Origin of the sequence: Microcoleus sp. PH2017_12_PCY_D_A (assembly GCF_020738565.1) — a bacterium.
GTDB lineage: Bacteria > Cyanobacteriota > Cyanobacteriia > Cyanobacteriales > Microcoleaceae > Microcoleus.
In genome coordinates this window covers 67,182-82,486 of the sequence record NZ_JAEQCI010000018.1, presented here as the reverse complement: position 1 = coordinate 82,486, position 15,305 = coordinate 67,182, and the positions used below count along the sequence as shown (strand labels likewise).

At 45.9% G+C, this 15,305-nt stretch carries 17 protein-coding genes and 1 tRNA gene; 5 read left to right on the top strand and 13 right to left on the bottom strand.

Annotated features, from left to right (window positions below; all coding sequences use genetic code 11):
- Positions 1 to 272: 272 nt before the first annotated feature.
- The 4 genes from JGK39_RS04290 to JGK39_RS04275 all read right to left on the bottom strand — a co-directional run bounded on the left by JGK39_RS04290 (position 273) and on the right by JGK39_RS04275 (position 3,138).
- Entirely contained in the window at positions 273 to 839 is a 567-nt protein-coding gene (locus JGK39_RS04290; protein WP_293257366.1) for a DUF924 family protein, read from the bottom strand.
- Between the two features lie 143 nt (positions 840 to 982).
- A complete protein-coding gene (locus tag JGK39_RS04285) occupies positions 983 to 1,342 on the bottom strand; it encodes a peptidoglycan-binding domain-containing protein (protein WP_293257363.1) in 360 nt (119 codons plus the stop codon).
- 263 nt (positions 1,343 to 1,605) lie between these two features.
- Positions 1,606 to 2,244: a ThiF family adenylyltransferase gene (locus JGK39_RS04280; RefSeq protein WP_293257360.1), complete on the bottom strand. Its 639-nt coding sequence runs from the start codon at positions 2,242 to 2,244 to the stop codon at positions 1,606 to 1,608.
- Positions 2,245 to 2,310: 66 nt separating this feature from the next.
- On the bottom strand, positions 2,311 to 3,138 hold the full coding sequence (locus JGK39_RS04275; RefSeq protein ID WP_293257357.1) for a hypothetical protein: 828 nt from the start codon (positions 3,136 to 3,138) through the stop codon (positions 2,311 to 2,313).
- A 153-nt stretch (positions 3,139 to 3,291) separates the two neighbouring features.
- Between JGK39_RS04275 and JGK39_RS04270 the strand changes: the two genes are divergently transcribed.
- The gene (locus JGK39_RS04270; RefSeq protein WP_293257353.1) at positions 3,292 to 3,684 is read left to right on the top strand and encodes a DUF4189 domain-containing protein; all 393 of its coding nucleotides are present in this window, start codon (positions 3,292 to 3,294) and stop codon (positions 3,682 to 3,684) included.
- A 186-nt stretch (positions 3,685 to 3,870) separates the two neighbouring features.
- On the opposite strand, the gene JGK39_RS04265 is transcribed toward JGK39_RS04270, so the two are convergent.
- Positions 3,871 to 4,212, bottom strand: coding sequence for a hypothetical protein (locus JGK39_RS04265; RefSeq protein ID WP_293257350.1), 342 nt, complete (start codon positions 4,210 to 4,212; stop codon positions 3,871 to 3,873).
- Between the two features lie 317 nt (positions 4,213 to 4,529).
- On the opposite strand from JGK39_RS04265, the gene JGK39_RS04260 reads away from it, so the two are divergent.
- On the top strand, positions 4,530 to 4,808 hold the full coding sequence (locus JGK39_RS04260; RefSeq protein ID WP_293257347.1) for a DUF433 domain-containing protein: 279 nt from the start codon (positions 4,530 to 4,532) through the stop codon (positions 4,806 to 4,808).
- A 57-nt stretch (positions 4,809 to 4,865) separates the two neighbouring features.
- Here JGK39_RS04260 and JGK39_RS04255 read toward each other — a convergent pair whose 3' ends face one another.
- The 8 genes from JGK39_RS04255 to JGK39_RS04220 all read right to left on the bottom strand — a co-directional run bounded on the left by JGK39_RS04255 (position 4,866) and on the right by JGK39_RS04220 (position 11,959).
- A complete protein-coding gene (locus tag JGK39_RS04255) occupies positions 4,866 to 5,615 on the bottom strand; it encodes a DUF1287 domain-containing protein (RefSeq protein ID WP_293322005.1) in 750 nt (249 codons plus the stop codon).
- A 414-nt stretch (positions 5,616 to 6,029) separates the two neighbouring features.
- Positions 6,030 to 7,469 (bottom strand): hypothetical protein, encoded by a 1,440-nt coding sequence (locus JGK39_RS04250; RefSeq protein WP_293257453.1) that lies wholly within the window; start codon positions 7,467 to 7,469, stop codon positions 6,030 to 6,032.
- A gap of 288 nt (positions 7,470 to 7,757) precedes the next feature.
- Complete coding sequence (locus JGK39_RS04245; protein ID WP_293257341.1) at positions 7,758 to 8,222, bottom strand: hypothetical protein; 465 nt, start codon at positions 8,220 to 8,222, stop codon at positions 7,758 to 7,760.
- A gap of 55 nt (positions 8,223 to 8,277) precedes the next feature.
- Entirely contained in the window at positions 8,278 to 8,949 is a 672-nt protein-coding gene (locus tag JGK39_RS04240) for a hypothetical protein (protein WP_293257338.1), read from the bottom strand.
- 592 nt (positions 8,950 to 9,541) lie between these two features.
- Positions 9,542 to 9,608, bottom strand: a tRNA-OTHER gene (locus JGK39_RS04235).
- Between the two features lie 483 nt (positions 9,609 to 10,091).
- Positions 10,092 to 10,292 carry a hypothetical protein gene (locus JGK39_RS04230; protein WP_293150288.1) on the bottom strand — a complete coding sequence of 67 codons (201 nt, stop codon included), beginning with the start codon at positions 10,290 to 10,292 and terminating at the stop codon, positions 10,092 to 10,094.
- Between the two features lie 130 nt (positions 10,293 to 10,422).
- Positions 10,423 to 10,623 carry a radical SAM protein gene (locus tag JGK39_RS04225; protein WP_293257335.1) on the bottom strand — a complete coding sequence of 67 codons (201 nt, stop codon included), beginning with the start codon at positions 10,621 to 10,623 and terminating at the stop codon, positions 10,423 to 10,425.
- A 373-nt stretch (positions 10,624 to 10,996) separates the two neighbouring features.
- Positions 10,997 to 11,959: a GNAT family N-acetyltransferase gene (locus JGK39_RS04220; protein WP_293257332.1), complete on the bottom strand. Its 963-nt coding sequence runs from the start codon at positions 11,957 to 11,959 to the stop codon at positions 10,997 to 10,999.
- A 301-nt stretch (positions 11,960 to 12,260) separates the two neighbouring features.
- On the opposite strand from JGK39_RS04220, the gene cpeB reads away from it, so the two are divergent.
- The 3 genes from cpeB (at position 12,261) to JGK39_RS04205 (ending at position 15,165) form a co-directional block, all read left to right on the top strand.
- Complete coding sequence (gene cpeB / locus JGK39_RS04215) at positions 12,261 to 12,815, top strand: C-phycoerythrin subunit beta (protein WP_293150294.1); 555 nt, start codon at positions 12,261 to 12,263, stop codon at positions 12,813 to 12,815.
- A 76-nt stretch (positions 12,816 to 12,891) separates the two neighbouring features.
- A complete protein-coding gene (locus JGK39_RS04210; protein WP_293257329.1) occupies positions 12,892 to 13,386 on the top strand; it encodes a bleomycin hydrolase in 495 nt (164 codons plus the stop codon).
- A gap of 492 nt (positions 13,387 to 13,878) precedes the next feature.
- Complete coding sequence (locus JGK39_RS04205) at positions 13,879 to 15,165, top strand: HEAT repeat domain-containing protein (protein WP_293257326.1); 1,287 nt, start codon at positions 13,879 to 13,881, stop codon at positions 15,163 to 15,165.
- Positions 15,166 to 15,305 lie beyond the last annotated feature (140 nt).

Below are 15,305 nucleotides of genomic sequence, written 5' to 3'. Positions count from 1 at the left end.
ACAGACACTATCTGTAGGGTGCGCACTTCGCACCTTACTAAATGTTAGCCGAAAATCACTCAAGACTTACGCACAGACACTATCTGTAGGGTGCGCACTGCGCACCTTACACCCACAAATAGTGTAAAAATTGCTCCCATGCGTATGTCCTATCACTATTTTTTTTATTAATTGCAGTCAGTGCTTTTTACTTTGAAGGCAGTCGGGTATTCCTCATAACTATACCATTATCTAGTTGATACAGCAAGTAGCCTAAAGGTTTTAAGATCGCCCTAAAATCCCGAACCAGGTTGTCTCAAAAACTCTCCTTCTTCTGGAGTTGTTTCGCGTCCGAGAATTTGATTGCGGTGGGGAAATCTCCCAAAACGCTCGATTATTTTAAAATGCCGCACTGCAAAATCAATGACTGATTCGCTGTCAGGTTCGCCGCTGAGTTGGCGAAATAATTCCACAGACTTTTGCTGGTGTTCTAAGTTTTCGCTGTGTTCAAAAGGCAGGTAGATAAACCATTTTTGTACAGTCAGCAATTCGCGATCGAAGTTATTGTTAACAGCGTGTTGAGCGGCGGCTAAGGCTTTGCTGTCTGTGGCGAAGGCTTGGGGATTTTCGCGAAACATATTGCGCGGAAATTGATCGAGCAGTATGATTAATGCTAGGCAGTTTTCTGGGGATTCTTGCCAGAAGTCGAGTTTACCGGATGCTGCTAGTTCGTATTGTGAAAGAAAGCGCGATCGCACTTCCGTATCAAAATCCGCATCTTTCTCAAACCACTTCTTTTGAACTTTGCCAAACTCTGGAGATTGCGATCGACCAAACCAAAAATCTAAAACTTCATTCATTAGCAATCTCGTGTCCGATTGATTCTTGATTGCAATTTATGTGTCTGTAGTTGCACAAAATAGACTCTCTGCACAACTACAAACCGCAGCGATTAATGATTGACAATGATGAATTAGGAACTACTGTTTTCTGGTACTTAAATTTACGAACTGGTAAACAGTCTGTCCCAAGTTTTGCCTCCCACAATTCCGTCTACAGGAAGGTTGGCTTCCCGCTGAAATATTTTCACTGCATCTAGGGTTGTTCTACCGAAGATGCCATCAAGTGCGATCGGTTCTGGACACACACCCCGGGCGTTCAACAATTTTTGCAGTTTTCTCACATCTTCCCCTCTCGATCCGTGTTTTAAAATCCTTTTATGGTAACGGACTTCGGGTTCGTGGCAATCATTAGTGGGGCAAACTGCGCTGCTGCTGCCAGAATAAGTGGCTGCATTGGCGCCAGTCAAAACTAATATGCCGAGAATTGCTAGTAAATAATAAAAAGTCTGCGATCCAACCATACTTTCCCTGTTGATTTTCTTAAGCGTTTTCTGCAAGTTTGACTCGCAAGAAACGGGTACAAGCCACCGACTAAAGTCGTGGACGATCCCAAAATTTTAGACTTTTGTTCAAGCTCCCAGATTCAATGCTGCAAGTCAATCTAAAATCTAAAATCTAAAATCTAAAATCGACTGACAATTGTTTGAGAGTGAGAAACCGGGTTTATGGGATGGAGGCGTCCAATCTCGATCGACCGGGTTTCTGGCAACAGTCAACCGACATTCTACAATATAAGTGGCTTTACTGCAAAATCTTTGATCGTGCAAGTTAAATTTTGTTGCTCTTGGGTTGCAGCAAAGGTAACAATTACTTCGCAGGCTACAGAAACTGTCAGCATTACCAAGTTTCTCGCCAGCGGGTAATCGCAAACGTCATCATTCGCCGCGGTCGGCACCCGATAGTGTTGGTTCCAAATTATTTCGGAGTAATCGGCGGCTAATCCGACGTGCACGCACGGAATTGAGACACTCGCACAGTAGTCTTTGACTGCTTGCCGCCCGATGCTGTTATCAAAAGTATCGATCGCCAGGGCGCTGTTGGCAAGCAGCCGATCGACATTGGCGGGTGTCAATTCTTTGGAGTGGGCGTCAATGCTGACTGACAAAGCGCGGTACAGGTTGTTGGCGAGAATTTTGGCTTTGAATGCGCCGATGTCCGATCGATAGTAGGGTTGAGTGGAAAGGTTGCGCTCTTCGATGCGATCGCGATCGATGACTTTTAACTGACAAAAGCCCGATCGCGCCAGACTCTCTACAATATTCGCACCCAAAGCGCCCGCGCCGCACACAGTTACCGGGAAATTTTTTACCAGCGACATCACTGCGGAAGTTCTGTAAAGTTGTTCGTGAAAAAATATACTCATGACAGTTGACAGTTGACAGTTGACAGTTGACAGTTGACGGCAGTTATTAGTCAGGATTGATGATTTTTATCGATTTTCGACTACTCCGACTAATGACTGCAAGTCGAAATCCTTGTCCAAGCCGCTGAGACAAATGCCAGCACTCATAACAGTTAAGTCATTTTTGGCGATCGCCGAACTGTGATGTTCTCCACTGCCGCTAGTCCATTCAACCAGCCAATAATCTTTGCGATCGCTAAAATCCCGCAACTCGCCACCGCCCATCTTCAACGCCCGCTGCAAGCGCTGTTCGTCGCGCACTTTCGGAGCGAAATCTTGAATATTTCTAGTCACCAATTCATAAACAATTCCCATGGAGGGCGTCATCCCTTTAAATCGAACATCTTCAGGCAAAATCAACTTTTTTAAAGCTGCTTTCAATTTTTCTGCAAGCAGCGGATCGGCGCGCCTGTCAATCTCTTCAAACCACAAACAATTACCATCCCACCGCGCCACAATCTGCTCAAACTGTGAACCTTCACTCACTAAATGTACAGCTACAGGTTTAGCAAAACCCACCCGCTGTTTAGCATCAGACTTGTTAACAGGATAGGCCAGCCAACTTTGCCCTTGCAGCACGCGAGCCAGTTGCAAGCGAATCGGTACAAGCAGTTGCAAATACTCGGCGACTTGTGGCAAACTAGGTTCCTCAACCACAGCAGCGACTTTATCATTAATTGGCTGAAAAATAGCCCATCCTTCAAAGTTGCGCTGCTGCGATTGAAAAGTATAAATCATGCCACCTATCTTTGTCCGCACCCTTCCCCCCCGAACGCAGGGAGCCAGGAATTGGGCATCGAGCAGTTCCCCTTCTCGGGCAGCGAGTTGGCTGATAATTTTGCGGATATTTGCCATTGAGCTGACCTCCGTAATTTTACTTGTTTTTACATTGCCTGCATTGAAATTAAGCGAATATAAACATTTACAAACAATCTTGACATCAAGCAAATTCAGACTATAATATTGAGCAAGTATTCAAGGTTAACGTTGGAAAAATATCAAGTGAATATGCTGCAAAAACTCTGTTTTAAGTTAGTAGTAGTGACAACTTTGACACTGCCAATATTTGGCTCTGCCCAGGTTGCTCAAGCTCAGAACACTCATGGAGCTACTGCTTATTCTCCGACTTCTGATGCTACGGGTATTAGTTGGGATCACGGTACAGAGAAAGAAGCACTAGATGCAGCAGTAGCGGCCTGCAATCAAGAAAGTGGCGGGGCTAATGATTGCCAACCGCTGACTTCTAATACTAATAACTGTGGAGCGATCTCAATAGGCAAAGGAGGAGCAGGTGCGGGCTGGGGCGATGATAAAGCATCAGCAGAGGCTCAAGCTCTTGCTGGTTGCAGTGAACTCGAAGGAGGCAACTGTAAAATTCAGCTTTCAGCTTGCAACAAGTAATTGAACTGATGAAAATTGGTCGGAGCGGTGTATATTTTCTCTTGTAAAATAGCTGAGAAAATAGCCATATTATGTCCGTTTATTTGCGCGGAAAAAATGGTTTGTAGTGTGGACTTTAGTCCGCAGAAAGAAGGACTAAAGTCCTCACTACAAACCAGTAGGGTGTTTGCGACGCACCTTACCCACTTAATCTCCTACTTCAGAGGTAACTGCGTCAGGTGGCAGCAAACTTTCTAATCTATCTTTAGACCAGTATTCAGTAGGATAGGCGAGTGCAATAATATCAGAAAGTCGAATCAACCACGTAACTTGTCCGTAAGCATCGGTATTTTCCCCGTGTTCGTTAGGGGGAACTATTACCAAAAGTTCAGCAAACTCCCCGAACAAATTAATCGGGATGCCGCCGAAACTGCTATTATTTGTTTTAATCCAAACTTTACTGCCTCGATCGAGAGCTTCTTGGAGTCGCTGGGACAGCAAAGTGGATGTTTTGACCTGGGATTTTTTGGCTTTCGACTTTTTTCCCATAGTTTTAAGAAGTTAAAGTAGTTGTATTGTGGGTTGCACAGTGGGCTGAGATAAGCGTGCGATCCAATAGCTGCAAGCAACGCTTGCGCGATTTGGTATTGAAACGGACAAAATGAAAAAGGGATCTCGCCCGATCGGCATCCTACCAGTCTAGTCTATAAGAAAGTGCCGCAGTGCGATCGTCATAACAATTTAATTACAAATCGGGAAATGACCTGCGGTATCAATTTACAGAGTAAGTCAACGCTCCCCGTATTTATACTGTGTCCAAATGGAGTATAATCGGCGAAGTCTTCCCAAATCGTTTAACTAAAAAAATGGACTGGCGAAAGCTTATTCATCCCAAGCCGAAAACTTCCACAATTCAACCAGCAGCGCCAGAAACTCGATTGTCTGTAGAATTCCTGTTGGGGCTGTTTGCGGCGGGATGGACAGAAGAGCAAGTTTTAGAGAAATATCCTACACTCACTTCCCCCAAGCTGCGCGCTGCTTTGGCTGCTGCGGATTCGCAGTTAGTTTCATCCATCGCCAATCCGGAGTTACTGGAAATTATCGAACAAACTAGGGAAGAGTTGAAAATCGAGAAAAAGTTGTAGCTTGCGGAGATTGAGGGAGATGTTTGGGAGAAAAGTGCGATCGAGTTTCGATGCGACTCAAAAATATCGATAATGTCCGATAATTTTCCAATTGAAGAGCACATCTTCCAGTCTAGTCCCTGCACCGATATTGTGAACGATCGCAAATCTTCCCGAAGGCGATCGCACGTTGCTAACTATCCCGATATGAGACTCGCCTCCTCCTAAATTCCATGTTACTACATCCCCCGGTTGATAATTATCTGCATTGCGAGTAACAGGTAACGATTTACCTTTTCGTTCAAAAAATACCATCAAATTAGGAACTCGGCGATGGTCAATATTCGGATCTGTGTTGGTCAAATTCCAATCTTTTGGATAGGCTGCAAAGTTCTGCCGCATATCTTCATGCACCTCTTGTTGCAGATCCACTTTTACTTGCCGAAATGCGCGAATTATGACATCCGTACAAACACCTGTAGTCATCGGTACATCGCCACCAGGGTAGGGAATCGCTACATAAGCAGGATCGTAAGAATTGGTAATTTTAGTTTGGGCGATCGCATTATCGATCGCCTGGCGAACTATCGGCGAAGTCACCGGAACTGTTGCGGGGTTTAACTGAAGATTTTGTTCTGAAACTGGCTTGATACTTTTTTGCGATTGACAAGCAACACATAGATAACTGATAATTAGAATAAACAAAAGACTTTGCAGGCGATCGTAGGGGGATGAAAAAGAACCAGGCAAAAATCCAAAAGCTTTGTGAACAATGGTTTTTAGGATTTGCATATTTAGCCCTTCATACTGTAAGTCAGCAACGCCCATTATTCAATCTCAATTTCGGGTGTATCTCACTTTTGAAGTCTGAAGAAGCATGACCGGATATAAGTTATTAGTTATCATCTCATATTGACTGCGGTCATGGGAGTGGAGCATCCCGATTGTGCAAACATATCCGCAAGGGCGAAGCATTCGCGCCTGTATCCTATCGACTATACGAGAGATTTTCAGCGCGAATGCTTCGCCCCTACAAAAACGGGATGCTCTCAGTGCGCACCCTACAATTTACTATAATAAGTAAGGTGTGCAGTGCGCACCCTACAATAAGTAAGGTGCGCAGTGCGCAGTGCGCAGCCTACAATAAGTAAGGTGAGCAGTGCGCAGTGCGCAGCCTACAATAAGTAAGGTGAGCAGTGCGCAGCCTACAATAAGTAAGGTGCGCAGTGCGCACCCTACAATTTACTTGTCATCCCTGACTGGCAAAGCCTCATCCAGAATTTCCATCAACAATTCCAGCCGCGAAGGACGAGACAACATCGGCACCAAGTTCGGCAGCGAGTAGTAATCGCCAGCAAACGTAAAGGTTTCCACCGACACTTGCTTGTCCTTCAATTGTTTTTCAACATAATCGCACCAAGCGCCAACTCGCACAATCACCACATCAGGAATTACGCCCAAAGTGTGGCAGTATTTCTGATAAGCATCTGCAAAATAAGGTGAGGAATTTTCGCCTTCATCTGTTACTATGATGAACTGCTCAACCACCTGCTTCTTAATCCGCATTGCTTCCACCGCGCAACCGCAACTTGTGCCGCCGCCTGCGCGAATGTGCTTGAATGCGCGCTCCCAATCGGTCAATTCGCAGCCGTTTGCTACCACTGGATAGGGCATCGTGTCGAAGGCGTAGACGAACAGCGCAGCCTCGGAAATGCCCGAAATCATGGCAGCGAGACGCTTGCCAACTTCGATCGCACTTTCCATGCTTCCCGACTTGTCAACCAACAAACCGGTGGCTTTGACAATCTTGCCGCGCTTCTTCACCTGTTCGTTTGTCACCGCTTCCAGCTTCGCCGCCGTGGCTGCGTCAAAGTTTGCGCTACCGCCGGCAACACTCGCTTTGTAAGCAGAAACCCGATCGCACTTGGCGGCTTCATCCAACTTCGAGTCAATCAACAGCTTGACTTCCGGGTGATCCATCGCGCCGCGAGACTGAATTGATTTCAGGTTGTTGATGACTTCCTGTGGCGACATCGAATTAATCAGCGCCGCTAACACCGTTGGCGTGAGCATTTTGATCGCACCAACTGCGATCGTATAGGGAATCTTGTACTCGACAATCAAATTCGCCTGTTCCGCAGGAGTAGCGGCCTTCGCTAACTGCTTCAAAACAAATGCCAGCGAGTCTTCCGGCGGATTGTCTTTAAACAGGATAGCATTAGCTCGATCGCTCGGCTTGACGTGCAGAGTCGCATACAAGTGCTTCATCGCCTTGCGGTTGCGGATGGCGGCGCGATCGAAAAACTGAGCATTCTTTTCGCGCGATCGCAGATAGCGAGTGACAGCAGTGCGCGCGCTGCGAGGCAGCTTATTCTGGTGCTGCTTCATAAAGTCCACAATCCGCGAAACCTCGTAGGGCGGGAACTCTTGTAACATCATAAACCCGGCGTCTCGGTGCTCTGTCAGGGCCGAAGTCAGCAAGTTTCCGGCAAAAACTTCCTTGTGGTCGCGCACGTCGCCGTGACGCTGATACCACACTGCTAAATGACCGTAAAAAATCGGATCTAATTCGATAATTAATTTGTGAATTTCTGTCACCTTTTCCAGTTGGCGGTGAGGTGTGGTGAGCAGACTGTTGAGCATTTCTAAACGTAAATCGCGCTCTGCTGTATTCATATTCATTGGTGTCACCTTCCTATTCGATTTTGGATTTGGGATTTGAGAAGTATTCAAAATCGGTGGTTGGCAATTGTTGCACGCTAGCGAGTGAATTCTCAGGACTTACGTTTGACACGCTATTTATTAGTGGTAAGGTGCGCAGTGCGCACCCTACATCTAGAATGTATGCGTAAAATTCCTGTTTTAAAAATCACCGCGCAAGTTTGGGGAGCTTTTTTTGGTAAACCTAGATAGGGTTTGTATGTAAGCTCTCGCGATTTGGGCGCGGCAAAAACTGCGATTTTAAATTAACTATTTGAGGGAAAATTGTTCTAATTCGATCGCCCTTAAGTCCGGTTCAACCCAATTATTTCGGGCTTCGGAGGACATCAAGTGCGATCGGGTGTAGTGACTCCAGGGTAAAGTGCGATCGGCATATTCTGCGATCGAGCCATTGGCTAAATGTACGATCGATCGATTGGGGCCTTCATCAGCCAGATACTCGCGCACAGTTTGCGCCCAAAACAGCGTTAGCGTTTCGTGATACCCGCTGTTTGGCGTGGTTTCAATGCCATTCACAGCGTTGTAACGTTTGATGCCATTCCGAATCGCATCGATCGCCTCTTGTTCCGATTCGCCAAACAGAAAATACCATAAAGCAACGGTTAAATGGGCTTCGTGGGTCCATTCGCTGCGCGGTAGGCTGCATTCTTGGAAGGCGTGGAGGAGGGTATCTATCTCGTAGGGCGATCGGTAAATTGGAACTTTTTTGTTCATGGCTAATACCCAATCAATTTTTGAGGACTAAAGTCCTCACTACAAACCATGTCTTTTAACTTTTACTGAGTTGTTCCGTGATGAACTTAATTTGCTTCTTGTTGCACTGACGTTTGCTCGCAGTATACTTCCATGTTTTGACACGGGAGTAATATTTAGTCACCTCCAATTCTTCCATATCTGCCAGCTCGAAAAAATACCAAATTCCATCTATCTTGCGATAATGATGATAATCATCAATCTTGAGAAAATCATCAGGCTTTTTCCGAGGTAATTTTCGTATCTTGTTTGCCAAGCAGAGTATCCGCGTCTCAGGATGAACGTAAAGTTCCTCTCTCCCAGAACCAAGTTGACGCCCATATCGGCGATGGCAAACAATTCCATCAACCAACACAACATCTCTTTCCACATAACCCCAAACATGGGAGAGAATATGTTTTCCAGACAGCGTAGTTATATCAAGAATTTGACACAATTCGTGGTAGATATCATCCCAATCTTGTCCTACTTTGCTCCGCAGCCAGCGAGATAAAGGCCCCAGACAATCTGAAAAATATTTGCTTTTTCTTTTTAGCTTGAGTAGATAAGGGTTAAAGATTCCATCAGTGCAAGCTGCCTCAGTAATTTCTTTCAGATGTCTCCGGTTTCCTGGTACTTTTTTTAAGCTAGCTCTCCATCCACCGCGAGGCCGTTCGATGACGATTCTATCTAATCGGTGTTCGCTCATAGCAGTTGAAAATTGTAAATTAAATTATGCGACTAAATTTAAAACACTTCGCACAAGTCAAAAAAGCTTTAAGCACAGCCGTTCTTACCAGTTTTACCTAGCAGTGGACGCGCAAACCTCATCTAGAACTAGAGACTCGGAATGCTTCCCTAATTCGATCGCTCGAATATCGGTACCTTAGGGCTCTTGTAGTTAGTAAAGTGTGTAAGCTTCATCAGTTAGGGCGCGAAGTGTTTCGCTTGTATTAAGGACTTCAGTTGTTCAAAAATTGGAAGTTTCGCGCAAGTTTAAAAAGCGGTTTAACATACCGATTGCTCTACCCCTGAGCTACAGCCCCTCAAACGAGACTGACAGGATTTGAACCTGTGACCTATCGGTGGAATTGTGTGTATGCGCTTTCTATGTTAGGGCGCGAAACAGAAGATTGAACAGCGGATAATTTCCTTATTTTTCATAAGGTTTGTAGTGAGGACTTTAGTCCTTATTTTTGTGCGGACTCAAGTCCTCACTACAAACCTTTTTCATAAAGAAAGTTGAATCAAAATGTTATGGCGGTAAAAGTCACTTCGCGCAAGTTAAGAAAGCCGTTGTTCATACGCAGGAGTTGAACCCGCAACCTTTTCTTCCAAGAGAAATGCTCTACCAAGAGCTAGTATGTAAGCTTCCTTTGTGAGGGCGCGAAGTGGGATTTTTAACCGCGTGACAGATATGAAAACTTCAGGTGCCAGAGGTGGCGCACGAGTCAGAGAAGCTTTGTTTTTTAGGAATTGAACCTACTATTCGATTTTAAGTCGAACCTTCGCCAGTTTGCAAGCTTATTGAGTTGGGGTGCGCCCCCGACAACCGATCATTTTTTGATTCCGCGCAAGTTTGAAAAGCTTTTGACAATTTCTACCGTGTTTGCCATTCCACCATAAAAGCCGAAGCCTTTAGCGGGAATTGAACCCGTAATCTTTTCAGAACTAGAACCCTAATGGGGAGCATCTCAGTTTTGCAAGAAGCATTTTTAAAGAGCGGACTGAAGTCCGTACTACGAACCATTCATTTTTTGAGCGGGGCAGCACTGTAAATGCAAAACTGAAATGCTCCCACCCTAATGTTTGTAGGCTTCTCGAATTAGGGCGCGGAATAAAAGTAAATTCCTAGCCGTAAACCGCTTCTGGGCGGACAATTAAATCGCCGCTGGGACGGCGATCGAGCACGTAAGACTCGAAGCGATCGCTCTTGACATCAAAATGATTTGCCAGACGTTCCTGAATTGTTTTGTCGCTCATTCCTGCTGTGATACCCAGTTGGTTTTCTGCCACATCATAGGAACGTCCTTCAAAACGAATGTGAACCATAACTGTTACCTCCTTAAGCGATTTTAGATTTGATATTTTAGATTTTGGATTAGTAGCTTTTCTGCTCTTTAGTTGTGGGGTTAGTTGGTAAAAATTGCCAGCATTCGCATCGGCGCTAACATGACAATTTTTACATAAACAAACGCCGCTCTAAATGGTAAGCTTGTTTGAGATGGCGGATTTCCTCAGTCTTTTGGGCCCATCGCGATCGATCGCAACTGTGCTGTTCTGAATCCGCCTGAGATTCGTTGAAATTCGGCTGTTTTGGTACAAAATCTGACTCAGGCTGAGTCAGTCTGTAACTGAACAGTCTCGTGAAAAGTAACAACATGACAATCAAGTCTGTATTGCAAGACTTTCAAATTGATGTTCCTTGAAATCTCGAACGCTATTTAGTTGTCAAGGTTCAGATTTGGTACGGAAAATACAGGTTTTTGGCTCTCCTGCGCTTTCCATATACTCATACTACATATATACTACAAGAGTGTCAAGGGGGTAGGAAAAGTTTTTTAGATAAAAGTTACAGAGGTTGCAAAAACGGGGTTTTTGAGGAAAATATTGTGTTATGTCATGTCATGTCCGGTCGATTGACCGCAATAAATAAGCAAGGTTTGTAGTGCGGACTTCAGTCCGCAGCATTATGCGGACTGAAGTCCGCACTACAAACGCCACTACAAAGGGTTTTTGTGCGATCGCCCAAATCCTCAAACATCCTTAACATAGGAAATGCTATCGCGAATATTGTGGAAGCCCGCAGACTCGTAAAGTCGCAATGCACCGGAAGGATTTGCAGCATCGACGCCGAGAATCGCAGTCTCGACACCGGCAGCTTTCAGTCGCTGCAAACCAGCCAGCAACATCGATCGTCCCAATCCAAGTTTGCGGAAGCCGCGCCGCGTACCGAGAACAGCAATCCAGCCTTCATTTCGTCCAGTACGATCGCACTCTTCGACATTAATTTCGCAATAACAGAAAGCTGCATAAGTCCCGTCAGCAGCAACAGCAATCAAGTCTAAATCCTTTCTGTAACTGGGTTTTCCTAAATCGTACTTGAATTTCTCGACAGTTAAATCGTGGTGGTTCCAGTGATCGATAAACGACTGGTTGAACATTTCTACCCAAGCTTCCGAATCCTCTTCGCCGGGGAATTGACGCAGCGCAAAACCTTCTGGGAATTCAGGTTCTGCGATCGGTTCCGAGAGCGATCGCGCCATGCGACAAAAATAGCGATCGACCCTAAAACCGCAACTTTCCAGCACAGAAATACGATCGGCATCCTGTGCCCTAATTCCCGATCGCAGCTTCACGCAGGCGCCACTCTCTTGTGCTACCTGGCGCATCCGCGTTTCGCCCCAAGCGACTGCCGCCGCTTCCACATCCCCGCGACGCGCCTCGGGGCGGACAGAAAACGACAGCCAACCGTCGATGACTTCCCCAGGTTCAGAGATCCACAACTCGGCAAAACCGATTAATTTGCCGCCCGCATCTTCCCAAAGACACATATCGCGCGCTAAATCTCGGGACGGTTGGTTAAATTCTTGTTGCAATTCGGAGATAGAAGTGCCTTCATTGAGCCGATCGACTTCTTCGCAAGTATTGATTAAATCGGCGATCGCCCTTAAATCGCGATCGCCCGCATAGCAGCGCGCCGAGAGATTTGCCGTCATAGGTAATCATGTTCGGGTTATCGATCAATTTTAAAATAGCTTGGGCGATCGATCGAGCTGCGATCGGGTGAGTCGATCGGGCGATTGACCTTTCTGTTCAGAATCCGCCCGATCGTGGTATAGAGATGTTTCTTAAACGAAAAAAAGTGCTTTTAGCGACAAAAGTAACAAATTGTTACTTTGTTTCTCAGGAATGAGACGAAGGAATCAGCCCAGAGATATATTCAAAACCATCAAGTTTGTCACCAAGTTGACCAACTAAGATAAAAAATAATTTTTCGTCTAAGTTAAGGAGAACTCAATGCTTGACGCTTTTTCAAGAGCTGTAGTTTCAGCCGATGCCAGCACCTCCACCGTTGGTGATATTGCTGCCCTGAGAGCTTTCGTTGCCAGCGGCAACCGACGCTTGGATGCTGTAAACGCGATCGCCAGCAACGCTAGCTGCATGGTTTCTGACGCTGTTGCCGGTATGATCTGCGAAAACCAAGGCTTGATCCAAGCCGGTGGTAACTGCTACCCTAACCGTCGCATGGCTGCTTGCTTGCGCGATGCAGAAATCATTTTGCGCTATGTCACCTACGCTCTTTTGGCTGGTGATGCTTCGGTTCTTGACGATCGTTGCTTGAATGGTTTGAAAGAAACCTACGCAGCTTTGGGCGTACCCACCACCTCCACCGTGCGTGCAGTTCAAATCATGAAGGCTCAAGCCGCTGCTCACATCCAAGACAACCCCAGCGAAAAATTTGCTGGTGCTAAGTTGCGGAAAATGGGAACAATCGTAGTTGAAGATCGTTGCGCTAGCTTGGTTGCTGAATCTTCCAGCTACTTCGATCGCATCATTTCTGCCCTGAGCTAGTTTATTGCTAATCGCAATTCGCTCAGCAAAATTGAAACTACGCTCACAGTCAAAATCAGTTTAGGAGATTTAGGAAATGAAATCAGTTCTCACCACCGCGATTGCTTCTGCTGATGCAGCAGGACGCTTCCCCAGCACCTCAGATTTAGAATCAGTACAAGGTTCTATCCAACGCTCTGCTGCTCGTTTAGAAGCTGCAGAAAAACTGGGCAACAACCTGGATGCAGTTGCTAAAGAAGCTTATGATGCTTGCATCAAAAAGTATCCTTACTTGAACGAATCCGGTCAAGCTAACTCCACCGATACTTTCAAAGCAAAATGCCACCGCGACATCAAGCACTACCTGCGCTTGGTTCAATACAGCTTGGTAGTTGGCGGCACAGGCCCCCTCGATGAATGGGGTATTGCTGGTCAACGCGAAGTCTATCGCGCTTTGGGCTTGCCTACTGCTCCTTACGTTGAAGCATTAAGCTTTGCTCGCAACCGCGGTTGTGCTCCTCGCGATATGTCTGCTCAAGCTTTGACTGAGTACAATGCTCTCCTCGACTACGCCATCAACTCCCTGTCCTAATTAATTAGACAGGTTTGTAATGTCGTAACTGGGTAATTTTTACCCCGACAAGTCTAGGAACTCTTGGCTCGTTGCTCTACCGATTTCGGTAAAGTAAGGGTAAAGAATTCCTGGGCTTGTTATTGTGTTTGGATAGATATATCCTTTGAGATGCACTCGGATAGATTACCAATAAGAAAAACGGTTTGTAGTGCGGACTTCAGTCCGCTTTCATGGAGTAGTACGAACCCGAAAAACGGTTTGTAGTGCGGACTTCAGTCCGCTTTCATGGAGCGGACTGAAGTCCGCAGTACGAACCCGAGAAACGGTTTGTAGTGCGGACTTCAGTCCGCTTTCATGGAGCGGACTGAAGTCCGCACTACGAACCCGAAAAACGGTTTGTAGTGCGGACTTCAGTCCGCTTTCATGGAGTAGTACGAACCCGAAAAACGGTTTGTAGTGCGGTCATTCAAGCGGAATTGATATTACAATTAATCCCAGACAGCTAATTTTATGGATAAACGCTTTTTTAGTTTTTTTAATTTAACAGAAGACCAGGCGATCGCCCTTTTAGATACGCCACAAGACCAAATCGGCGAAGAAGATTCCCGCTACATAGCAGCTTCCCATTTGATCAATTTTGCCACAGATCGATCGATCGCAGCACTGATGCGAGCAGTAGAGCAAACCGATCCATCCCTAGACAATCGCATTGTGCGCCGCAAGTCGGTGGAAACCTTGGGAAGACTCCAAGCTGTCCAAGCATTACCGGTGATTCGCACCTGTTTGAGCGATGATGACTGCTACACAGTGGAAAATGCCGTTTGGGCGATCGGCGAAATAGGCACTCAAGACAGCGATATCCTCGAAGAAGTCGCTCAATTGCTCGATAAACCAGGACAAACCTACCGAGTAATCATCCACACCCTGACTAAATTAGATTATCAACCAGCCGAGACCAGAATTCGCAAATTTGTTGACGATCTCGATCCGCCGACTGCTAGTGCTGCGATCGCCGCAATTTGTCGTTTAACCAGAGACTTTTCTCAAATGGGAAAAGTTGTCGCCATGCTGCAACACAAAAATGTCCTAGGGCGCCGACTATCAATTCAGGATTTGATCGACGCCCACCACTACGATGCCATTCCCAACATTGCCAAATGTCCCGTATCTTTAGTCTTTAGGCTGAGGGGAATTCGGATGCTAGCAGCAGCCGGAATCGCCGACAAATCCCTTACCTTTGCCACCATTCAACCCTACTTAGAACAAACCTTACGGGATCAACCAGGTGATTTAGATTTAGTGCACAGCTATGAAGAATTACCAGAATTACCGTTTCTAATTAACCAATTATACGAAACGGATTTTGGTCGTTGCTATTTAGCAATTAAAACAATTTTAGAACATTATTCAGAGGAGGCACCGGCAGCTTTGTTTGCCACCTTTGCCGAAGAAGCAAACAATGACTACGGAGCGCATTTTCATGTAGTAAAATTGTTTGGTTGGCTCAAACACTCTCCAGCCTACGATTTGTTATTGGAAGCTTTGAACAACCCCCAGCCACAGTTTCAGAAATCCCGTGCGGCGGCTGCGATCGCCCTAGGGGAAGTCGGAGACAAGCGTGCTATCCCAGAATTGAAAACCTGTCTGGAAACTAAAATCTGGGATTTGAAGTATGCTGCATTAATGGCACTAGAAAAACTTGGTGATGTTAGTGGTTATGAAGTTGCTGCGGCTGACCAAGATTGGTTAGTTCAAGCTAAAATAGATGCTCATACTTCTTTAACATCTGAAATATAGTAGGGACACGGCAGTGCCGTGTCCCTACAGCCGGACACGGCAGTGCCGTGTCCCTACCTGAGACGGGAGGCAGAAACCGGGTTTTTTTACCAAAATACTGCATCCCAGCTTTTAATACTGGTAAAAACCCGGTTTCTTAG

Bases quoted from the DNA above. Each gene is read 5' to 3' on its own strand.
- JGK39_RS04230 (WP_293150288.1), bottom strand. From the start codon at position 10,292: ATGGTTCACATTCGTTTTGAAGGACGTTCCTATGATGTGGCAGAAAAC.
- JGK39_RS04260 (WP_293257347.1), top strand. From the start codon at position 4,530: ATGGACTGGCGAAAGCTTATTCATCCCAAGCCGAAAACTTCCACAATT.
- JGK39_RS04225 (WP_293257335.1), bottom strand. From the start codon at position 10,623: ATGTTGTTACTTTTCACGAGACTGTTCAGTTACAGACTGACTCAGCCT.
- JGK39_RS04265 (WP_293257350.1), bottom strand. From the start codon at position 4,212: ATGGGAAAAAAGTCGAAAGCCAAAAAATCCCAGGTCAAAACATCCACT.
- JGK39_RS04205 (WP_293257326.1), top strand. From the start codon at position 13,879: ATGGATAAACGCTTTTTTAGTTTTTTTAATTTAACAGAAGACCAGGCG.
- JGK39_RS04220 (WP_293257332.1), bottom strand. From the start codon at position 11,959: ATGACGGCAAATCTCTCGGCGCGCTGCTATGCGGGCGATCGCGATTTA.
- JGK39_RS04275 (WP_293257357.1), bottom strand. From the start codon at position 3,138: ATGGCAAATATCCGCAAAATTATCAGCCAACTCGCTGCCCGAGAAGGG.
- JGK39_RS04290 (WP_293257366.1), bottom strand. From the start codon at position 839: ATGAATGAAGTTTTAGATTTTTGGTTTGGTCGATCGCAATCTCCAGAG.
- JGK39_RS04240 (WP_293257338.1), bottom strand. From the start codon at position 8,949: ATGAGCGAACACCGATTAGATAGAATCGTCATCGAACGGCCTCGCGGT.
- cpeB (WP_293150294.1), top strand. From the start codon at position 12,261: ATGCTTGACGCTTTTTCAAGAGCTGTAGTTTCAGCCGATGCCAGCACC.
- JGK39_RS04255 (WP_293322005.1), bottom strand. From the start codon at position 5,615: ATGGGCGTTGCTGACTTACAGTATGAAGGGCTAAATATGCAAATCCTA.
- JGK39_RS04285 (WP_293257363.1), bottom strand. From the start codon at position 1,342: ATGGTTGGATCGCAGACTTTTTATTATTTACTAGCAATTCTCGGCATA.
- JGK39_RS04245 (WP_293257341.1), bottom strand. From the start codon at position 8,222: ATGAACAAAAAAGTTCCAATTTACCGATCGCCCTACGAGATAGATACC.
- JGK39_RS04250 (WP_293257453.1), bottom strand. From the start codon at position 7,469: ATGAATATGAATACAGCAGAGCGCGATTTACGTTTAGAAATGCTCAAC.
- JGK39_RS04210 (WP_293257329.1), top strand. From the start codon at position 12,892: ATGAAATCAGTTCTCACCACCGCGATTGCTTCTGCTGATGCAGCAGGA.
- JGK39_RS04280 (WP_293257360.1), bottom strand. From the start codon at position 2,244: ATGAGTATATTTTTTCACGAACAACTTTACAGAACTTCCGCAGTGATG.
- JGK39_RS04270 (WP_293257353.1), top strand. From the start codon at position 3,292: ATGCTGCAAAAACTCTGTTTTAAGTTAGTAGTAGTGACAACTTTGACA.